Here is a 17,057-nt window from a genome sequence, read left to right as displayed (position 1 = left end):
GGCGGTCAGCCCTTCTGCTTCCGGCGGCGGGCCGCCGGCACGGTACGGCCGGCGATCACGGTTCGCCTGGTGGTCTTCGCGGGCGCGTCGTCCGTCCGGCCCAGCGCCCGGCGGACGCCGTACCCGAAGGCCGCGACCTTGACCAGCGGTCCCCCGAAGGTGGAGGCCACCGTGGAGGAGAGCGCGGAGGCGTTGGAGGTGACCTCCTGGACGTCGCTCGCGATGGCGTCGACCCGGTCCAGCTGGGTGCGCGCGGAGCGGACGGTCGTGGAGGCGTCCGCCAGCAGCGGGACGGCCTGCTCCGTCACCTCCGCCACCAGCTTGGTGGTCGCCTTGAGCACCTGCGCCAGCCTCGCCAGCGCGACGGCGAGGAAGGAGACCAGGATGGCCCAGAAGACGGCCACGAGGATCCCGGCCACCTCTCCACCGGACACGTTGCACCGCTCCCTGCGCCTAGAAAATCTACGGAGAAAAGTCTCCCCCGACCCTATCGCGCCGGGGATCCGCCGCCGTACCCGATTTCCGGGGTCGGCACGCTCGTCTTGTACGCAGCGCGTTCGGAGCAGTACCCTCCGTGTCCCATGCGCCAGAGACGCCTTCCCCGCACCGCGTACGGCAATCTTCCCTCGGAGCTGAGCGGCTTCGTCGGCCGGGGTGCCGAACTCGCCGAGGTGGGACGGCTCCTGGAGTCCTCACGGCTGGTGACGGTGACCGGGACGGGCGGAGTGGGCAAGTCCCGGCTGGTGCTCGCCGCGGCCCGCGCCCAGGCGGACGCCGCGCAGGAACGCTCCTGCGACGGCGTGTGGCTGGTCGAACTGGCGACCGTACGGGATCCGGCACTGCTGGAGCTGACCGTCTCGGAGGCCCTCGGGCTGACCGATCACACCACCCGGCCGCCCCGGACCGTCCTGGCCGAGCACCTGGCCGGGCGGCGGCTGCTGCTGGTCCTGGACGGCTTCGAGCAGCTCGTCGCCGAGGCGGCCGGGCTGGTACGGGAGCTGCTGCGGGGCTCCCCCGGCCTGCGGGTGCTCGCGGCGGGCCGGCGGCCGCTGGACCTGGACGGGGAGCTGGTCCTCCCGCTGGCCCCGCCGGCCCCGGAGGAGGCGCTGGCCCTGCTGGCGGCCCGGGCCCGCGCCGCCGACCCGGCCTTCGCGGTGACCGAGGCGAACCGCGCCGAGCTGACCGAGCTGTGCGCCCGCCTCGACGGGATCCCGCTCGCCCTCGAGCTGGCGGCGGGCCGGCTGCGGGCGCTGTCCCCCGCGCAGGTGCTGGCCCGCCTCGAGGACCGCTTCGCCCTGCTGACCGGAGGCTCGCGCGGGGCGCTCCCCCGCCACCGGGCGCTGCGTACGGCGATCGGCTGGAGCCACGAGCTGTGCACGGCCGCGGAGCGGCTGCTGTGGGCGCGGCTGTCGGTCTTCGCCGGGCCGTTCGACCTCGATGCCGCCGAGTACGTGTGCGCGGGTCCGGACCTGCGGGTGGAGAACGTGCTGGACCTGGTCGGGGAGCTCCTGGCCCAGTCCCTCCTGCTGCGGGAGGAGACGCCGGCCGGTGTGCGCTACCGGATGCTGGAGACCGTACGGATGTACGGGGCGGGCTGGCTGGAGTCGCTGGGTGACGCGGGCCGGCTGCGGCGGCGGCACCGGGACTGGTACGTGGGCCTGGCGACCTGGTGCGAGCTGGACTGGTTCAGCCCGCGGCAGGCGGAGGTGGCGGCGCTGGTGGAGACGGAGCTGCCGAACCTGCGCCTCGCCCTGGAGTGCTCCCTGGACGACCCGGACGAGGTCCACCTGGGCCGGTACCTGGCGGGGACCCTGTGGTTCTACTGGGCGGGCTGCGGCCGGCTCACGGAGGGCCGGCACTGGCTGGAGCGGGCCCTGGAGGACGCGGACCAGCCGGCGGAGTACGAGAACTCGCGGCTGAAGGCGCTGTGGGTGCTGGGGTACGTCGCGGCCCTGCAGGGCGACTCGGTGGCCTCCCTGAGCGCGCTGTACGAGTGCCGGGACGCGGCCGCGCGCAGCGGAAACCCCCTCGCCGCGGCGTACGCGGTGCACCGGCTGGGCTGTCTGGCGCTGGTCTCGGACGACATGGCGCGGGCCGCAGAGCTGCTGGGCCAGGCGCTGGAGCGGTACCGGGACGCCGGGGAGCTGAACAGCAACGTGCTGATGTGCCAGGTGGAGCTGGCGATGGCGCTCGCCTTCCAGGGGGAGCAGGCCGGGGCGCTGTCGCTGTGCCGGGAGGTGCGGGAGATCTGCGAGGAGCGCGGGGAGCGCTGGACGAAGGCCTACGCCCTGTACGTCCTCGCGTACGCGGCACTGGACGCGGGGGCGGCGGACGAGGCGCGGCAGCTGCTGACCGAGTGCGTGGCGATCAACCACGCCTTCCACGACCTGGTGGGGCTGGTGCTGGCACTGGAGCTGCTCGCGCTGGTCGCGGTCGCCGAGGGCGATCCGGCGGAGGCGGCGGTGCTGCAGGGCGCGGCGGAGCCGATGTGGGGCGCGGTGGGCCTGCGGCTGTTCGGCTCGGGGTACTTCAACGCGCCGCGGCTGATGTGCCAGGAGCGGGCGGGCGAGCTGCTGGGGGCCGAGCGCTACGCGGCGTACGCGGCCGAGGGGCGGGCGCTGAGCCGGGAGGCCGTGGTCGTGCGGGCGCAGCACGGGCCGGTGGATCCGGAGGACGGAAAAACCCGCCGCCCCGGAAGGGGACGGCGGGTTTCCACCAGCCTGTGAGGCCTATGCCTGCATCAGCGGGCGTAGTACTCGACGACGAGCTGCTCGTCGCAGATGACCGGGATTTCCTTGCGGTTCGGGTCGCGGTCCAGGCGGAAGGCCAGGGCCTTCAGGTTGACCTGCAGGTAGCGCGGGGTCTCGCCCTCGCCTGCGTAGCCACCCTCGCGGGCAACCTGGAACGGAACCTTCTCGCGGCTGCGCTCGCGCACGGTGACGACGTCGTCCGGGCGGACACGGAACGACGGCTTGTCGACCTTGCCACCGTTGACCTCGATGTGGCCGTGAACGACCATCTGGCGGGCCTGGTAGATGGTGCGGGCGATGCCCGAACGCAGAACCAGGGCGTCGAGGCGACGCTCGAGCTCGACGACAAGCGCCTCGCCCGTCTTGCCTTCGGCCTTCTTGGCGCGGTCGTACGCGCGGGCCATCTGACGCTCGGAGATGTCGTACTGCGCGCGCAGACGCTGCTTCTCCAGCAGACGAACCTTGTAGTCCGAGTTCTGCTTGCGGCCACGGCCGTGCTCGCCCGGCGGGTAGGGGCGGGCCTCGAAGTACTTGACGGCCTTCGGGGTCAGCGCAATGCCGAGGGCACGCGACTTCTTGACCTTGGGTCGCTTCTGGTTCACGTGGAACCTACCTCCATGTAAGTTAGGTGAGGCTTACCTTAGCGAGGAGGACGTAATGTCTCGACCACATGGGATCCCCCTGCCCAGTGCGCACCGAAGTTCAGATTCCAACGGAACAGAATCTGCTTTCGGCGACGATAAGCAAGGTCAGCCGCGTCCCAGGGAAGGCGTTCGGCAGCTCACCGGAGCCGAACGCGTACGAACCCTCGTAGAGTCCAACGCCTCAGTATCCCTCACGCTGCCGGGTGCTCGTGACAGTCACGGGCCCGACGAGTTCGGGACAGGGATGCCGGCCGCACGGACCGTCACCCCGGACGGGGACGTGATTCTCCTTGTTTCCGCGGAATCCGCGGCTGCCAGGGCAGCCGCTCACGCCCAGGACGACGACCTCACGGCCGTGATCGAGATCACGGATGTGGCGCCGGTGTCCGTGCCTCATCGTATCCGAGGCCGTGCGTGGCTGGCCGGCTGGCTGACGCGGGTACGCGGGACGGACCGCGCGGCCTGCGCGGCGCTGCTCGCGGAGCGGCAGCCGGTGGGTGAGCTGCTGGGGATGGAGGGCCGCCCCGCGTACGTGCTGCTCCGCCTGGAGGTCGGCGAGATCTCGGTGGACGACCTGTGGGGTGCCGAGCACGTGGACCCGGAGGACCTGGCCGCCGCGGAGCCGGACCCGGTGGCCGGGCACGAGGCGGAGCTCCTGCAGCACCTGGCCTCCTCCCACTCCGACCGGGTCGGGGAGCTGTGCGGCCTGCTGGGCGGGCGGGCGGCGGACGGCATGACCGCCACCCCGCTCGCCCTGGACCGCCTCGGCCTGCGCGTGCGCTTCTCGGGCGGCGCGACCGGTTCCTTCGACGCCCGCTTCGACTTCCCCGAACCGGTGGCGGACATCTGCGGCCTGCGCCGTGCGATGCGGAGCCTCTTCGCGGCGGCCGGGGACACCTCCCAGCGGTAGCTCCGCAGGTCAGGACCCGCCGCGCAGCCGCTCCCGCACCTTCTCCACCACATCCGCGTAGCGGGCTTCCGCCCCGTACCGCGTCGGCTCGTAATACCGCTTTCCGTGCACCGCATCCGGCGCGTACTGCTGGGCCGCGATGCCCCCCGGCACGTCGTGCGGGTACACGTATCCCACCGCGTGCCCCAGCTTCGCCGCGCCCTTGTAGTGCCCGTCCCTCAGGTGCGTCGGCACGGAGCCGGCCAGCCCTGCCCGCACGTCGGCCAGTGCCGCGCCGATCGCGGTCGTGGCGGTGTTCGACTTCGGGGCCAGCGCCAGCGCGATGGTGGCGTGCGAGAGGGTCAGCGCGGCCTCCGGGAAGCCGATCATCGCCACCGCCTGAGCGGCGGCCACCGCGAGCGGCAGGGCCGTCGGGTCCGCCAGGCCGATGTCCTCGCTCGCCGAGATCATCAGGCGTCGCGCGATGAACCGCGGGTCCTCCCCCGCCTCGATCATCCGGGCCAGATAGTGCAGCGCCGCGTCGACGTCCGAGCCGCGGATCGACTTGATCAGCGCGCTCGCCACGTCGTAGTGCTGGTCGCCGTCCCGGTCGTAGCGGACGGCGGCGCGGTCGACCGCCTCCTCCACCGTCTGGAGGGTGATCTCCTGCTCGCCCTTGGCGATGGCCGCCCCGGCCCCCGCCTCCAGCGCGGTGAGCGCCCGCCGGGCGTCGCCGCCGGCGATCCGCAGCAGGTGCGCCTCGGCGTCCGCGGGCAGGGTGACCGCCCCGCCCAGGCCGCGCTCCTCCGTGAGCGCCCGGCGCATCAGCGCGCTCAGGTCCTCGTCCGTCAGCGGCTCCAGCGTCAGCAGCAGGGAGCGCGACAGCAGCGGGGAGATGATCGAGAAGTACGGGTTCTCGGTGGTGGCCGCGATCAGCGTGACCCAGCGGTTCTCGACGGCCGGGAGCAGCGAGTCCTGCTGTGCCTTGCTGAAGCGGTGGATCTCGTCGAGGAAGAGGACGGTGTCCTTGCCGTAGCCGCCGGCCGCGCGTTTGGCGCCCTCGATGACCGCCCGCACCTCTTTGACGCCCGCCGTGATGGCGGACAGTTCCACGAACCGCTTCTGCGTGGCCTGGCTGACCACGTACGCGAGGGTCGTCTTTCCGATGCCCGGCGGGCCCCAGAGGATCACCGAGGAGGCACCGGCCGGACCGCCGGCCCCCTCCTCGACCAGGCGCCGCAGCGGTGAGCCGGGCTTCAGCAGGTGCTGCTGGCCGACGACCTCGTCCAGGGTGCGCGGGCGCATCCGGACGGCGAGCGGAGAGGTCGAGGGGTCCTTCTCCCGGCGGTCTTCGGCAGCGGCGGTGAACAGGTCTGGTTCCACACAGGAAGCCTATGCGAGGCCACCGACAGTCCCGCCGCGCCCGGTCAGGAGGGCCGTCGGGACGGCCCTCGGGAGGCCCGTCAGGAGGTCCAGAAATCCCACCAGCGCGTCAGGACCAGCATTCCGATGACCCCGATGTGCAGCACCGGGAGCACCCAGGTGAACTCGTCGAGGAAGCGCTTCAGCCAGCCCGGCGCGGGCAGCAGGCCCTGGCGCACGTTGTGCGAGGTGACGTACCAGAACATCAGGATCGTGGCGACCCAGGCCAGGCAGCACCACAGGCAGAGCGAGCTGATGTTGTACAGCGACTGGTAGGTCAGCCAGGCGCAGAACACGACGCCGAAGAGGGTGCCCGCGTTCAGCGTCAGCCAGTACCAGCGGCGGAACCGGGCCCCGGCGAGCAGGCTCATGCCGACGCAGATCACGATGCCGTACGAGACCAGCCCGAGCATGGGGTTCGGGAAGCCGAAGACGGCGGCCTGGTCGCTCGTCATGATGTTGCCGCAGGAGACGATCGGGTTCAGGCTGCAGCCCGGGACGAAGTTCGGGTCCTCGAGCAGCTTGAACTTGTCGATCGTGATCACCCAGGCGGCGAGGAGGCCCGCGGCCCCCGTGATCACCAGCAGCAGGGCCAGGGCCCGGCTGCCCCCGACGGTGTTCCCCGGGGCGGTGTCCGTGTCCGTACTGCGTGTCGTCATACCGCCCGCTCCACATCTGCAAGGTCAACAAGCACCGGCCATTGTGCCGTACGCCGCTGTGAACGGGCGGGGCCGGGGAAACGTCCCCGGCCCCGCCGTCCTTCGGGTACCGCTGCCGTCAGGCGAGGCGCGCCCGGACCGTCTCGACGAGCTCGGCGACCGGCACGGCGGCCTGGTCGCCGGACTCCATGTCCTTCAGCTGCACGACGCCGTCGGCAAGGTCGCGGTCGCCCGCGACGACCGCGAAGCGCGCACCGCTGCGGTTCGCGTCCTTCATGGCGCCCTTGAGGCCCTTGCCGCCGTAGGACATGTCCGCCGCGATACCGGCCTTGCGCAGCTGGGTCACCAGCCCGAACAGGGTCGGCTTGGCCTCGCCCAGCGCCACGGCGAACACCGAGGTCGACGCCGGGATGTCCAGCTCGACGCCCTCGGCCTCGAGCGCCAGCACCGTGCGGTCGACGCCCAGGGCCCAGCCCACGGACGGCAGCGCCGGGCCGCCGATCATCTCGGACAGGCCGTCGTAGCGCCCTCCGCCGCCGACCGCGGACTGCGATCCCAGGCCGTCGTGGACGAACTCGAAGGTGGTCCGCGTGTAGTAGTCGAGCCCGCGCACCAGCTTCTCGTCGTCCTCGAAGGCGACCCCGGCCGCCGTGATCAGCGCCCGGACCTCCTCGTGGTACGCCTTGCACGCGTCGCACAGGTAGTCCCGCAGCACCGGCGCGCCGACCAGCTGCTTCTGCACGTCTGCCCGCTTGTCGTCGAGCACCCGCAGGGGGTTGATGTCGGCCCGGCGGACGGTCTCCTCGTCGAGGTCGAGTCCGCGCAGGAAGCCCTGCAGCGCCTCCCGGTACACCGGGCGGCACTCCTTGTCGCCCAGCGAGTTCAGCAGGATCCGGAAGTTGCGCAGGCCCAGCGAGCGGTACGCCTGGTCGGCCAGGATGATCAGCTCGGCGTCCAGGGCCGGGTCCTCGGCGCCGATCGCCTCGGCACCGACCTGCGAGAAGTGGCGGTAGCGGCCCTTCTGCGGCTTCTCGTAGCGGTAGTACGAGCCCGAGTACCAGAGCTTGACCGGCAGGTTGCCCTTCTTGTGCAGGCTCGCCTCCAGCGCCGCGCGCAGGACCGACGCCGTGCCCTCGGGGCGCAGGGCGAGCTGGTCGCCGCCCTTGGTCTCGAAGGCGTACATCTCCTTGGAGACGATGTCGGTGGACTCGCCCACTCCGCGGGCGAAGAGGCCGACGTCCTCGAAGCCCGGCGTCTCGATGTAGCCGTAGCCCGAGTTCCTCAGGGGCGCGGAGATGGCCTCGCGCACCGCCAGGTACTTCACGGAGACCGGCGGGATCAGGTCGTACGTGCCCTTGGGGGCCTGAAAAGTAGCCACGAAACTCTCGTCACATTCCTCGTCGTGGAGCGGCTGTCGGATCCGCTGCCAGGCCGGCGGCCACTTCCCGCAAGTACGGGTTGGCGGCGCGCTCGCGGCCGATGGTGGTCTGGGGACCGTGGCCGGACAGCACCACGGTCGAGTCGTCGAGCGGCAGGCACACGCGGCCCAGCGACTCGAGCATCTCGGCGTGGGAGCCGCCGGGCAGGTCGGTGCGTCCGATGGAGCCGGCGAAGAGCAGGTCACCGGAGAAGAACACGGACGGGATGTCCGGGGCCTCCGGCATCCGGAAGGTCACCGACCCCTTGGTATGCCCCGGCGCGTGCGCCACGGAGAAGTCCATCCCGGCCAGCTTCAGGGCGGCGCCGTCGGTCAGCTCGCGGACGTCGTCCGGCTCGCCCACGGTGAGCTCGCCCATGAGCGGCATCCCGATGGAACGGCCGAGGGCCTTCTCCGGGTCGCTCATCATGTAGCGGTCCTCGGGGTGGATCCAGGCCGGTACGTCGTGTGCTCCGCACACCGGGACGACCGAGGCCACATGATCGATGTGGCCATGGGTCAGCACGACCGCGACGGGCTTGAGCCGATGCTTCTTCAGCGTCTCCTCGACACCCTGGACGGCCTGGTGGCCCGGGTCGATGATGACGCACTCCTCACCGGCGGCGGGGGCGACCAGGTAACAGTTGGTCCCCCAGGCCCCGGCGGGGAACCCGGCAATCAGCACGTTCGTCCTCAATCGTCGTCCGGCGGGAGGCTGCAGATCGGAATGCTGCTGCTCAGAGCCTACCGGCGCCCCTCATCACACAGCGAACCCATATACGGTACGGCCTAACCCAGCCCGGACAGCGGTACCAGAGACGCACAAGGAGACGACCCGGTGGTCACGAGCGATCAGCGGCGGCGACAGCTCGCCAAGGAGAAGTACGAGCGCCAGCAGAAGCGCCGGGCCGAGGCCCGGCAGAAGGCGCGCCGACGGGCGGCCGTGATCGGCGCGGCGGTGGCCGTGGTGGTCGCGACGCTGGTCGGCCTCATCGTGGGCGGCGTCTTCGACAAGGGCCCGAAGGACCAGGCGGCGGACCCGGCCGCCAACCCGTCGGCCTCGCCCTCGCCGAAGCAGTCCCCGTCGCCCGAGATGGCCATCGACCAGAAGGCCAAGTACACCTTCGCCCTGAAGACCGGCGCGGGCGACATCAGTTTCACGATGGACGCGGCGAAGACCCCGCAGACCGTGAACTCCTTCAAGTCGCTCGCCGACAAGGGCTACTTCGACAACACCAAGTGCCACCGGCTGACGTCCAGCGGGATCTTCGTGCTCCAGTGCGGCGACCCGGAGGGCACCGGCACGGGCGGCCCCGGCTACAACATCCCGGACGAGAACCTCGACGCCCTGGGCAAGGCGAACGAACAGGGCCAGGTCGTCTACCCGGCGGGCACGGTCGCGATGGCCAACACCGGCCAGCCCGGCTCGGGCGGCAGCCAGTTCTTCCTGGTCTACAAGGACAGCCCGCTGGCGCCCTCGTACACCCCGTTCGGCAAGATCGACGCGGCGGGCATGAAGGTCCTGGAGGAGATCGCCAAGGCCGGTACGGCCGACGGCGGCCAGGACGGGGCCCCGAAGAACGAAGTGAAGATCGAGAAGGGCACCGTCACCCAGAACTGACCGGAAGCCGCTGCCACGGGCCCGGCGGCCCGCATCCCGCCCCTACGTCGATATTCCGTCGTGCGGGATGCGGACAGCCGGCCCGGCGGTCGCCTATGTTTGCGTTGTGCAGGGCGGGCGCGGCCCGCCCCAGGAAACTGTGGACGATGCCCAGGGGGTGAACCCCTCGCAAGGCATCAGGTGGAGGAGGCGCTGTGAGCAGCGACCCGTGGGGCCGAGTCGACGAGACGGGCACCGTGTACGTGCGTACTGCCGATGGCGAAAAGGTCGTCGGTTCGTGGCAGGCGGGCACCCCTGAGGAGGCCCTGGCCTATTTCGAGCGCAAGTACGAGGGCCTGGTGGTGGAAATCGGCCTCCTCGAAAAGCGGGTGCGGACCACCGATCTGTCCGCCAAGGACGCACAGACGGCGATCGACCACCTGCGCACGCAGGTCGACGAGCACCACGCCGTGGGTGACCTCGACGCGCTGCGCGTACGGCTGGACAAGCTGGTCGCGACCGTCGAGTCGCGGCGCGAGGAGCGCAAGGCCCAGAAGGCCAAGCAGACGGACGAGGCCCGCGCGGCCAAGGACGCGCTGGTCGTCGAGGCCGAGCAGCTGGCGCAGAGCGACCAGTGGCGCAGCGCGGGCGAGCGGCTGCGCGCCCTGGTGGACATCTGGAAGGGTCTGCCGCGCCTGGACCGCAAGTCGGACGACGAGCTGTGGCACCGCTTCTCGCACGCGCGCTCCGCGTTCTCCAAGCGCCGCAAGGCTCACTTCGCCTCGCTGGACGCGCAGCGCGAGGATGCCCGCAAGGTCAAGGAGAAGCTGGTCGCCGAGGCCGAGTCGCTGTCGAAGTCGACCGACTGGGGTCCCACGGCCGCCCGCTACCGCGAGCTGATGGCGGACTGGAAGGCGGCGGGCCGGGCGCAGCGCGAGGCCGAGGACGACCTGTGGAACCGTTTCCGCGGTGCGCAGGACGTGTTCTTCGCGGCGCGCAGCGAGGTCTTCGCGGAGCGCGACGCCGAGCAGATCGAGAACCTGAAGCTGAAGGAAGAGCTGGCCGACGAGGCCGAGAAGCTCGTCCCGATCACCGATCTGAAGGCGGCCCGTGCCGCGTTCCGCTCCCTCAACGAGCGCTGGGAGGCCATCGGCCACGTGCCGCGGGACGCCCGGCCGAAGGTCGAGGGCCGGATGCACGCGGTGGAGCGGGCCATCCAGGAGGCCGAGGAGGGCGAGTGGCGCCGTACGAACCCGGAGGCGCGGGCGCGCGCGGCCGGTCTGACGGGCCAGCTCCAGGCGGCCGTCGACAAGCTGCGTGAGCAGATCGACGCGGCCCGTGCGGCGGGCAACAACGCGAAGGCCGACAAGCTCTCGCGCGAGCTGGAGGGCCGCCAGGCCCTGCTGGACCAGGCGCTGAAGGGCCTGGAGGAGTTCGGCGGCTGAGGCCCCGGCTCCCCGGTACGCGCAAGCGGGCCCCGGTACGGATTCCGTACCGGGGCCCGCTTGCGTCTGCGGCTACGGCCGGCGGGCCGAGGTCACGCGGTAGACGTCGTACACGCCCTCCACACCCCGAACGGCCTTCAGGACGTGGCCCAGGTGCTTGGGGTCGCCCATCTCGAAGGTGAAGCGGGAGGTGGCCACCCGGTCGCGGGAGGTCTGGACGGCGGCCGAGAGGATGTTCACGTGCTGGTCCGACAGGACGCGGGTGACGTCCGACAGCAGGCGGGACCGGTCCAGGGCCTCGACCTGGATGGCGACCAGGAAGACCGAGGACTGGGTGGGCGCCCACTCGACCTCCAGCATCCGCTCGGGCTGCTGGGAGAGCGAGTCGACGTTGACGCAGTCCGCGCGGTGAACCGATACGCCGCTGCCGCGCGTGACGAACCCGATGATCGGGTCGCCCGGCACGGGGGTGCAGCAGCGGGCCAGCTTGACCCACACGTCGTCGACGCCCTTGACGACGACACCGGGGTCGGCGTTGCTGCGCCGCTTGCTGCGGGCCCGCGCGGGCGGGATGGACTCCTCGATGTCCTCGTTGGCCGCTTCCTCGCCGCCGAGGGCCTGCACCAGCTTCTGTACGACGCCCTGCGCGGCCACGTGGCCCTCGCCGATCGCCGCGTACAGGGAGGAGATGTCGGGGTAGCGCATCTCGTGCGCGAGGGTGACCAGGGAGTCGCCGGTGAGGATGCGCTGGATCGGCAGGTTCTGCTTGCGCATGGCCCGCGCGATGGCGTCCTTGCCGTGCTCGATGGCCTCGTCGCGGCGCTCCTTGGAGAACCAGGCGCGGATCTTGTTGCGGGCGCGCGGGGACTTGACGAAGCCGAGCCAGTCGCGGGACGGTCCGGCGCCCTCGGCCTTGGAGGTGAACACCTCGACCAGGTCGCCGTTGTCGAGCGTGGACTCCAGCGGGACGAGGCGGCCGTTGACCCGGGCCCCTATGGTCCGGTGTCCGACCTCGGTGTGGACGGCGTAGGCGAAGTCCACGGGCGTGGCCCCGGCCGGCAGCGCTATGACGTCGCCCTTGGGCGTGAAGACGAAGACCTCGTTGCGGGAGAGGTCGAAGCGCAGCGAGTCGAGGAACTCGCCCGGGTCCTCGGTCTCCTTCTGCCAGTCGAGCAGCTGGCGCAGCCAGGCCATGTCGTTGACCGTGTCCTGCCCGGCGCTGCCCTTGGCGGCCTGGGGCACGTCGGTCCGTACCTTCGACGTGCCCGCGACGGTCTGCTGCTTGTACTTCCAGTGCGCGGCGATGCCGTACTCGGCACGGCGGTGCATGTCGAAGGTGCGGATCTGGAGCTCGACCGGCTTGCCGCTGGGTCCGATGACCGTCGTGTGGAGCGACTGGTACATGTTGAACTTGGGCATCGCGATGTAGTCCTTGAACCGGCCGGGGACCGGGTTCCATCGCGCGTGCACGGTGCCGAGGGCGGCGTAGCAGTCCCGAACGGTGTCGACGAGGACGCGGATGCCCACCAGGTCGTAGATCTCCGCGAAGTCACGGCCGCGGACGATCATCTTCTGGTAGACGCTGTAGTAGTGCTTCGGGCGACCGGTGACGGTGGCCTTGATGCGGGCGGCTCTGAGGTCGGCCTGCACCTCGTCCGTGACGACGGCGAGGTACTCGTCGCGCTTGGGCGCGCGCTCGGCGACCAGGCGCACGATCTCGTCGTACATCTTCGGGTAGAGGATCGCGAAGGAGAGGTCCTCGAGCTCCCACTTGATCGTGTTCATGCCCAGGCGGTGCGCCAGCGGGGCGTAGATCTCGAGGGTCTCGCGGGCCTTCTTCTCCTGCTTCTCCCGCTTGAGGTAGCGCATGGTGCGCATGTTGTGCAGGCGGTCGGCGAGCTTGATCACGAGGACCCGGGGGTCCTTGGCCATCGCCACGACCATCTTGCGGACGGTCTCGGCCTGGGCGGCCTCGCCGAACTTGACCCGGTCGAGCTTGGTGACGCCGTCGACGAGGAGGGCCACGGCGTCGCCGAAGTCGCGGCGCAGGTCCTCGAGGCCGTACTCGGTGTCCTCGACGGTGTCGTGGAGCAGACCGGCCATCAGGGTGGCCGGGTCCATGCCGAGCTCGGCGAGGATGGTGGTCACCGCGAGCGGGTGGGTGATGTACGGGTCGCCGCTCTTGCGCTTCTGGCCGCGGTGCCAGCGCTCGGCGACCTGGTAGGCCTGTTCCAGCTGGCGCAGCGTCGCCGTCTCGATCTTCGGGTCGTTGCTGCGGACTATGCGGAGCAGGGGCTCCAGTACGGGGTTGTACGGGTTGGAGCGCTGGACGCCCAGCCGGGCGAGCCGGGCGCGCACCCGGTTGGAGGACCCGGCCGACTTCGCCGGCGCGGGCTTGACCGGCGGGGCCGGCGGGGGCGTGGCGGCGGCCGCCGTGGCCTGCTCGGCCTGCGGGTCGGGCTGCGCGGCGGAGAGTGGCTGGACCTCGTCTGGCAAGAGCGCTCCTCCTGGGGGTCCCCCCGGACGGTATCCGGGGGAGGATCCGGTGCCCGTGTCCGGTCCGGATAACCCATCGTAGCGAGCCTCGCGTCCCCCCGTTCCCCCAGCCTCCTCCCGGCCCGGGCCGGAGCCCCGGCGGACGGGCCGCACACGGAAGCGGCGGGCATCCGGGAGGACCCGGATACCCGCCGCTCGGCAAACAGAGGAGGTCAGACCACGATCAGCGCGTCCAGCGGGGCACCCGCGAGCGCCGCGCCCAGCTTGGCCCGGCCCGGGAGGAACGACAGTTCCATCAGGACCGCCACCCCGGCGACCTCGGCCCCGGCCCGCCGGATCAGCGAGAGCGAGGCTTCGGCGGTGCCGCCGGTGGCGAGGACGTCGTCGATGACCATGACCCGGTCACCGGCGGCCAGGTCCTCCGCGTGAACCTCGATCGCCGCGGTCCCGTACTCCAGCTCGTACGACTGCGCGAGCGTCGCCCCCGGCAGCTTCCCGGCCTTGCGCACCGGCACGAAGCCGATCCCGGCCTGTACGGCCACCGGAGCCGCCAGGATGAACCCGCGCGCCTCCAGCCCGACGATCTTCGTCGCCCCGTACCGCCCGGCCAGCTCCACCAGCGCGTCCGTCAGCGCCGCGAACGCCTGCGCGTCCGCCAGCAGCGGGGTGATGTCCTTGAACATCACGCCCGGCTTCGGGTAGTCCGCCACGTCCTTGATCCGGCTGAGCAGCAGCTCGCGCACGCCGTCGGACAGCGGCGACGCGGTCACCGGCGCCGTCCCGGCTGCCGGCCCTGCGCCACGACCTGCGGCTCGTCACCGGAGTCGTAGCCCTCGTCCGCGGACTCGCCCTTCGCCGCCGCGGCCGCCCGCTTCGCGAGCACCCGCTTCTTCAGGCCCTTCATCGCCGGCTCGCGCTCCTTGAGGTCCACGACCAGCGGGGTCGCGATGAAGATCGAGGAGTACGCACCGGCCGCCAGGCCGACGAACAGCGACAGCGAGATGTCGTTCAGCATGCCGGCGTCCAGCAGGCCGCCGCCGATGAAGAGCAGGGCCGCGACCGGCAGAAGCGCCACGACCGTGGTGTTGATCGAGCGGACCAGCGTGCCGTTGATGCTGCGGTTGGCGATCTCGCTGTACGTCCAGCGGGTCTGCTTGGTGATGTCCTTCGACCCCTCCTTGAGACCGTCGAAGACGACGACGGTGTCGTAGAGCGAGTAACCGAGGATCGTCAGCAGACCGATGACCGTACCGGGGGTGACCTCGAAGCCGACCAGCGCGTAGATGCCGACGGTGATGGTGAGGTCGTGGATCAGCGCGATCAGCGCCGCGACCGCCATCCGCCACTCGAAGGCGATGGCCAGGTAGATCACCACGAGGATCATGAAGATCCCGAGGCCCGTCCAGGCCTTGTTGGCGATCTGCTCGCCCCAGCTGGGGCCGACCAGGTCCGCGTTGATGTCGGCCTCGGTGACCTTGAGGTCGGTGGCCAGCTGCTTCTTCACGTCGGTCGCCGACTCGGTGTCCAGACCGGAGATCTGGATCCGCAGGCCGCCGGTGCCGAGCTCCTGGACGATCGCGTCGTGGCCCGAGGCCTTCTCCGCGTCCTCGGTCGCCTTGGCGACGGAGACGGCCGTCTTCGGGGTGGTGAAGACGGCACCGCCCTTGAACTCGATGCCCATGTTGAGGCCCTGAACGGCCAGGGCCGCGATCGCCGTGATGGTGATCAGGATGGAAACGCCGTACCAGATGAAGCGCTTGCCGACGAAGTCGTAGCCGACCTCACCGCGGTACAGCCTGGCGCCGAGATCTCCCAGCTTCGACATCTCTCACGCCTCCTTTGCGTCGACGGGGGCGGGTGCGGAACCGGTACGGCGGGACCGGCGCAGCGGCGGCTTGGCGCCGAGCCGCTTCGGGTCCAGCCCGGACCACGGGTGACCGCTGGCGAAGAACTTCGTACGCGCCAGCAGCGTCATGACCGGCTTGGTGAAGAGGAACACCACGACCACGTCGAGCAGGGTGGTGAGGCCCAGCGTGAAGGCGAAGCCCTGCACCTTGCCGACGGTGACGATGAACAGCACCGCGGCCGCCAGGAACGACACGAAGTCGGAGACCAGGATGGTGCGCCGGGCGCGCGGCCAGGCACGCTCGACGGCCGGACGCAGGGTGCGGCCCTCGCGGATCTCGTCACGGATGCGCTCGAAGTACACGATGAACGAGTCCGCCGTGATGCCGATCGCCACGATCGCACCGCAGACGGCGGGCAGGTTCAGCGCGAAGCCGATGCCCTTTCCGAGCAGCGCCATGATCGTGTACGTGAGGATCGCGGAGACCAGGAGGCTGATGATGGCGACGAACGCCAGGCCCCGGTAGTACACCAGCAGGTAGATCACCACGAGGAGCAGACCGATGGCACCGGCGATCAGGCCGGCCTTCAGCTGCTCGCCGCCGAGCGCGGCCGTGACGGTGGTGACGCTGTCCTCGCTGAAGGAGAGCGGCAGGGCGCCGTACGAGAGCATGTTGCCCAGGTCCTGCGCGGACTGCTGGGTGAAGCCGCCGGAGATCTCGGCGTTGCCGCCGGTCAGCGCCTGGCTGACGGACGGGTCGGAGATGACCTCGCCGTCGAGCACGATCGCGAACTGGTTCTGCGGGGCCTGCTTGGTGGCGAGCTCACCGGTGATCTTGGCGAACTTGTCGGCGCCCTTGTCGGTGAACTGCATCGTGACGATCCACATGCCGCGCTGCGGGTCGATGATGCCCTTGGCGTCCTTGACGTCCTTGCCGTCGACCTGGGCCGGGCCGAGGATCCACTTGCCCCAGGCGGTGCCGCGCTGGCCGCAGGCCACCATCGGGTCCTCGGGCTTGACACCCTTGCCGGCGGCGGCGCGCTGCTCCTCGTTGGTGCAGTCCAGCTTCGCGAAGGCCTCCTGCAGGCCGGCGGCGGCGGTCTCCTCGGTCGTGGGGGGCGTGGACGGCGACGGTGCGCCCGACGCGGAGCCCGACGGGGTCGGAGCGGCCTTGTTGTCGTCTGCCTTCTTCGACTCGCTACCCGAGGGGGTGGGAGTGGGGGCGTTCGGGGCCTTGAGGGCCTCGCTGAGCGCACGGCCCTGGGAAGTGGCGCTGGACGACGGGGTGGCCGACGGAGACTTGCCGTCCTCGGCCTTGGGGGCGCCGGAGCCGCTCGCGGAGGGGCTCGGGCTCTGGGTGCCCTCGGGAGCGGCGGGGGCGCCGTCCGCGAAGGCGAGCACCGGGCGGAAGTACAGCTGGGCGGTGGTACCGACCTGCTCGCGCGCCTGCTGCTCGTTCGTCCCCTTGGGGATGTTCACGATGATGTGGTCGCGGCCCTGCGTCTGGACCTCGGCCTCCGACACGCCGAGACCGTTGACGCGGCGCTCGATGATGCCGACCGCCGTGTTCATGTTGGTCTCGTTGATCGCGTCCGGCTTGCCGGGCTCGCTCTTGGCCTTGAGCGTGATGCTCGTGCCGCCGGCGAGGTCGATGCCCAGCCGGGGAGTCGTCTGCTTGGAGAGGAACATCCCCGCGGTGAGCGCCACCATCGCGATCAGGATGATCGCCAGGGCGCGCCCCGGCCTCCCCTGAGCCCCCGTGGGCCGCCGGCCCTTCTTCGGTGCTGCCACCTTGTCGTTTCTCCCTGTCCAACCGCCCCGCGCCGGGTCAGCGCGCGGACGGCCACGAAATGTGTGGTGGGGACCCCTGCCCCCCGCAGAAGTGGGTC

Annotated in this window: 14 protein-coding genes; 4 read left to right on the top strand and 10 right to left on the bottom strand. The window is 71.0% G+C overall.

Annotated elements, in window-relative coordinates; translation table 11 throughout:
- Positions 1 to 5: 5 nt before the first annotated feature.
- On the bottom strand, positions 6 to 434 hold the full coding sequence (locus tag ACIPUC_RS34045) for a DUF948 domain-containing protein (RefSeq protein WP_446594242.1): 429 nt from the start codon (positions 432 to 434) through the stop codon (positions 6 to 8).
- Between the two features lie 147 nt (positions 435 to 581).
- Here ACIPUC_RS34045 and ACIPUC_RS34040 point away from each other — a divergent pair, with 147 nt between their 5' ends.
- Positions 582 to 2,726, top strand: coding sequence for an ATP-binding protein (locus ACIPUC_RS34040; protein ID WP_446594241.1), 2,145 nt, complete (start codon positions 582 to 584; stop codon positions 2,724 to 2,726).
- A 14-nt stretch (positions 2,727 to 2,740) separates the two neighbouring features.
- On the opposite strand, the gene rpsD is transcribed toward ACIPUC_RS34040, so the two are convergent.
- On the bottom strand, positions 2,741 to 3,352 hold the full coding sequence (gene rpsD / locus ACIPUC_RS34035; protein WP_150520470.1) for a 30S ribosomal protein S4: 612 nt from the start codon (positions 3,350 to 3,352) through the stop codon (positions 2,741 to 2,743).
- 55 nt (positions 3,353 to 3,407) lie between these two features.
- On the opposite strand from rpsD, the gene ACIPUC_RS34030 reads away from it, so the two are divergent.
- Positions 3,408 to 4,304: a DUF2470 domain-containing protein gene (locus ACIPUC_RS34030; protein ID WP_446594240.1), complete on the top strand. Its 897-nt coding sequence runs from the start codon at positions 3,408 to 3,410 to the stop codon at positions 4,302 to 4,304.
- A gap of 9 nt (positions 4,305 to 4,313) precedes the next feature.
- Here the strand turns inward: ACIPUC_RS34030 and ACIPUC_RS34025 are convergent, their stop codons facing one another.
- From ACIPUC_RS34025 to ACIPUC_RS34010, 4 genes are all read right to left on the bottom strand, one after another.
- A complete protein-coding gene (locus ACIPUC_RS34025; protein ID WP_446594239.1) occupies positions 4,314 to 5,666 on the bottom strand; it encodes a replication-associated recombination protein A in 1,353 nt (450 codons plus the stop codon).
- 80 nt (positions 5,667 to 5,746) lie between these two features.
- The gene (locus tag ACIPUC_RS34020) at positions 5,747 to 6,364 is read right to left on the bottom strand and encodes a vitamin K epoxide reductase family protein (protein WP_446594238.1); all 618 of its coding nucleotides are present in this window, start codon (positions 6,362 to 6,364) and stop codon (positions 5,747 to 5,749) included.
- Positions 6,365 to 6,482: 118 nt separating this feature from the next.
- Positions 6,483 to 7,742 carry a histidine--tRNA ligase gene (gene hisS / locus ACIPUC_RS34015; RefSeq protein ID WP_446594237.1) on the bottom strand — a complete coding sequence of 420 codons (1,260 nt, stop codon included), beginning with the start codon at positions 7,740 to 7,742 and terminating at the stop codon, positions 6,483 to 6,485.
- A gap of 10 nt (positions 7,743 to 7,752) precedes the next feature.
- The gene (locus tag ACIPUC_RS34010; RefSeq protein WP_446594236.1) at positions 7,753 to 8,466 is read right to left on the bottom strand and encodes an MBL fold metallo-hydrolase; all 714 of its coding nucleotides are present in this window, start codon (positions 8,464 to 8,466) and stop codon (positions 7,753 to 7,755) included.
- A gap of 153 nt (positions 8,467 to 8,619) precedes the next feature.
- Between ACIPUC_RS34010 and ACIPUC_RS34005 the strand changes: the two genes are divergently transcribed.
- Positions 8,620 to 9,402 (top strand): peptidylprolyl isomerase, encoded by a 783-nt coding sequence (locus ACIPUC_RS34005; protein ID WP_446594235.1) that lies wholly within the window; start codon positions 8,620 to 8,622, stop codon positions 9,400 to 9,402.
- Between the two features lie 194 nt (positions 9,403 to 9,596).
- Positions 9,597 to 10,826, top strand: a complete 1,230-nt coding sequence (locus ACIPUC_RS34000; RefSeq protein ID WP_446594234.1) for a DUF349 domain-containing protein — start codon at positions 9,597 to 9,599, stop codon at positions 10,824 to 10,826.
- Positions 10,827 to 10,898: 72 nt separating this feature from the next.
- Here ACIPUC_RS34000 and ACIPUC_RS33995 read toward each other — a convergent pair whose 3' ends face one another.
- From ACIPUC_RS33995 to secD, 4 genes are all read right to left on the bottom strand, one after another.
- Positions 10,899 to 13,322, bottom strand: coding sequence for a RelA/SpoT family protein (locus tag ACIPUC_RS33995; protein ID WP_446594233.1), 2,424 nt, complete (start codon positions 13,320 to 13,322; stop codon positions 10,899 to 10,901).
- A gap of 212 nt (positions 13,323 to 13,534) precedes the next feature.
- Positions 13,535 to 14,092 carry an adenine phosphoribosyltransferase gene (locus tag ACIPUC_RS33990; RefSeq protein ID WP_446594232.1) on the bottom strand — a complete coding sequence of 186 codons (558 nt, stop codon included), beginning with the start codon at positions 14,090 to 14,092 and terminating at the stop codon, positions 13,535 to 13,537.
- Positions 14,089 to 15,147, bottom strand: coding sequence for a protein translocase subunit SecF (secF, locus tag ACIPUC_RS33985; RefSeq protein ID WP_446594231.1), 1,059 nt, complete (start codon positions 15,145 to 15,147; stop codon positions 14,089 to 14,091). Before secF ends, ACIPUC_RS33990 begins: the two co-directional genes overlap by 4 nt.
- 3 nt (positions 15,148 to 15,150) lie before the next feature.
- Positions 15,151 to 16,959, bottom strand: a complete 1,809-nt coding sequence (gene secD, locus ACIPUC_RS33980; protein WP_446594230.1) for a protein translocase subunit SecD — start codon at positions 16,957 to 16,959, stop codon at positions 15,151 to 15,153.
- Positions 16,960 to 17,057 lie beyond the last annotated feature (98 nt).

Source organism: Streptomyces sp. LARHCF249 (genome assembly GCF_052871255.1).
This window is presented reverse-complemented; position numbering and strand designations above follow the sequence as displayed.

Coding starts and splice junctions, on each gene's coding strand:
- secF (WP_446594231.1), bottom strand. CDS start 15,147: ATGTCGAAGCTGGGAGATCTCGGCGCCAGGCTGTACCGCGGTGAGGTC.
- ACIPUC_RS34020 (WP_446594238.1), bottom strand. CDS start 6,364: ATGACGACACGCAGTACGGACACGGACACCGCCCCGGGGAACACCGTC.
- ACIPUC_RS34030 (WP_446594240.1), top strand. CDS start 3,408: ATGTCTCGACCACATGGGATCCCCCTGCCCAGTGCGCACCGAAGTTCA.
- ACIPUC_RS34040 (WP_446594241.1), top strand. CDS start 582: ATGCGCCAGAGACGCCTTCCCCGCACCGCGTACGGCAATCTTCCCTCG.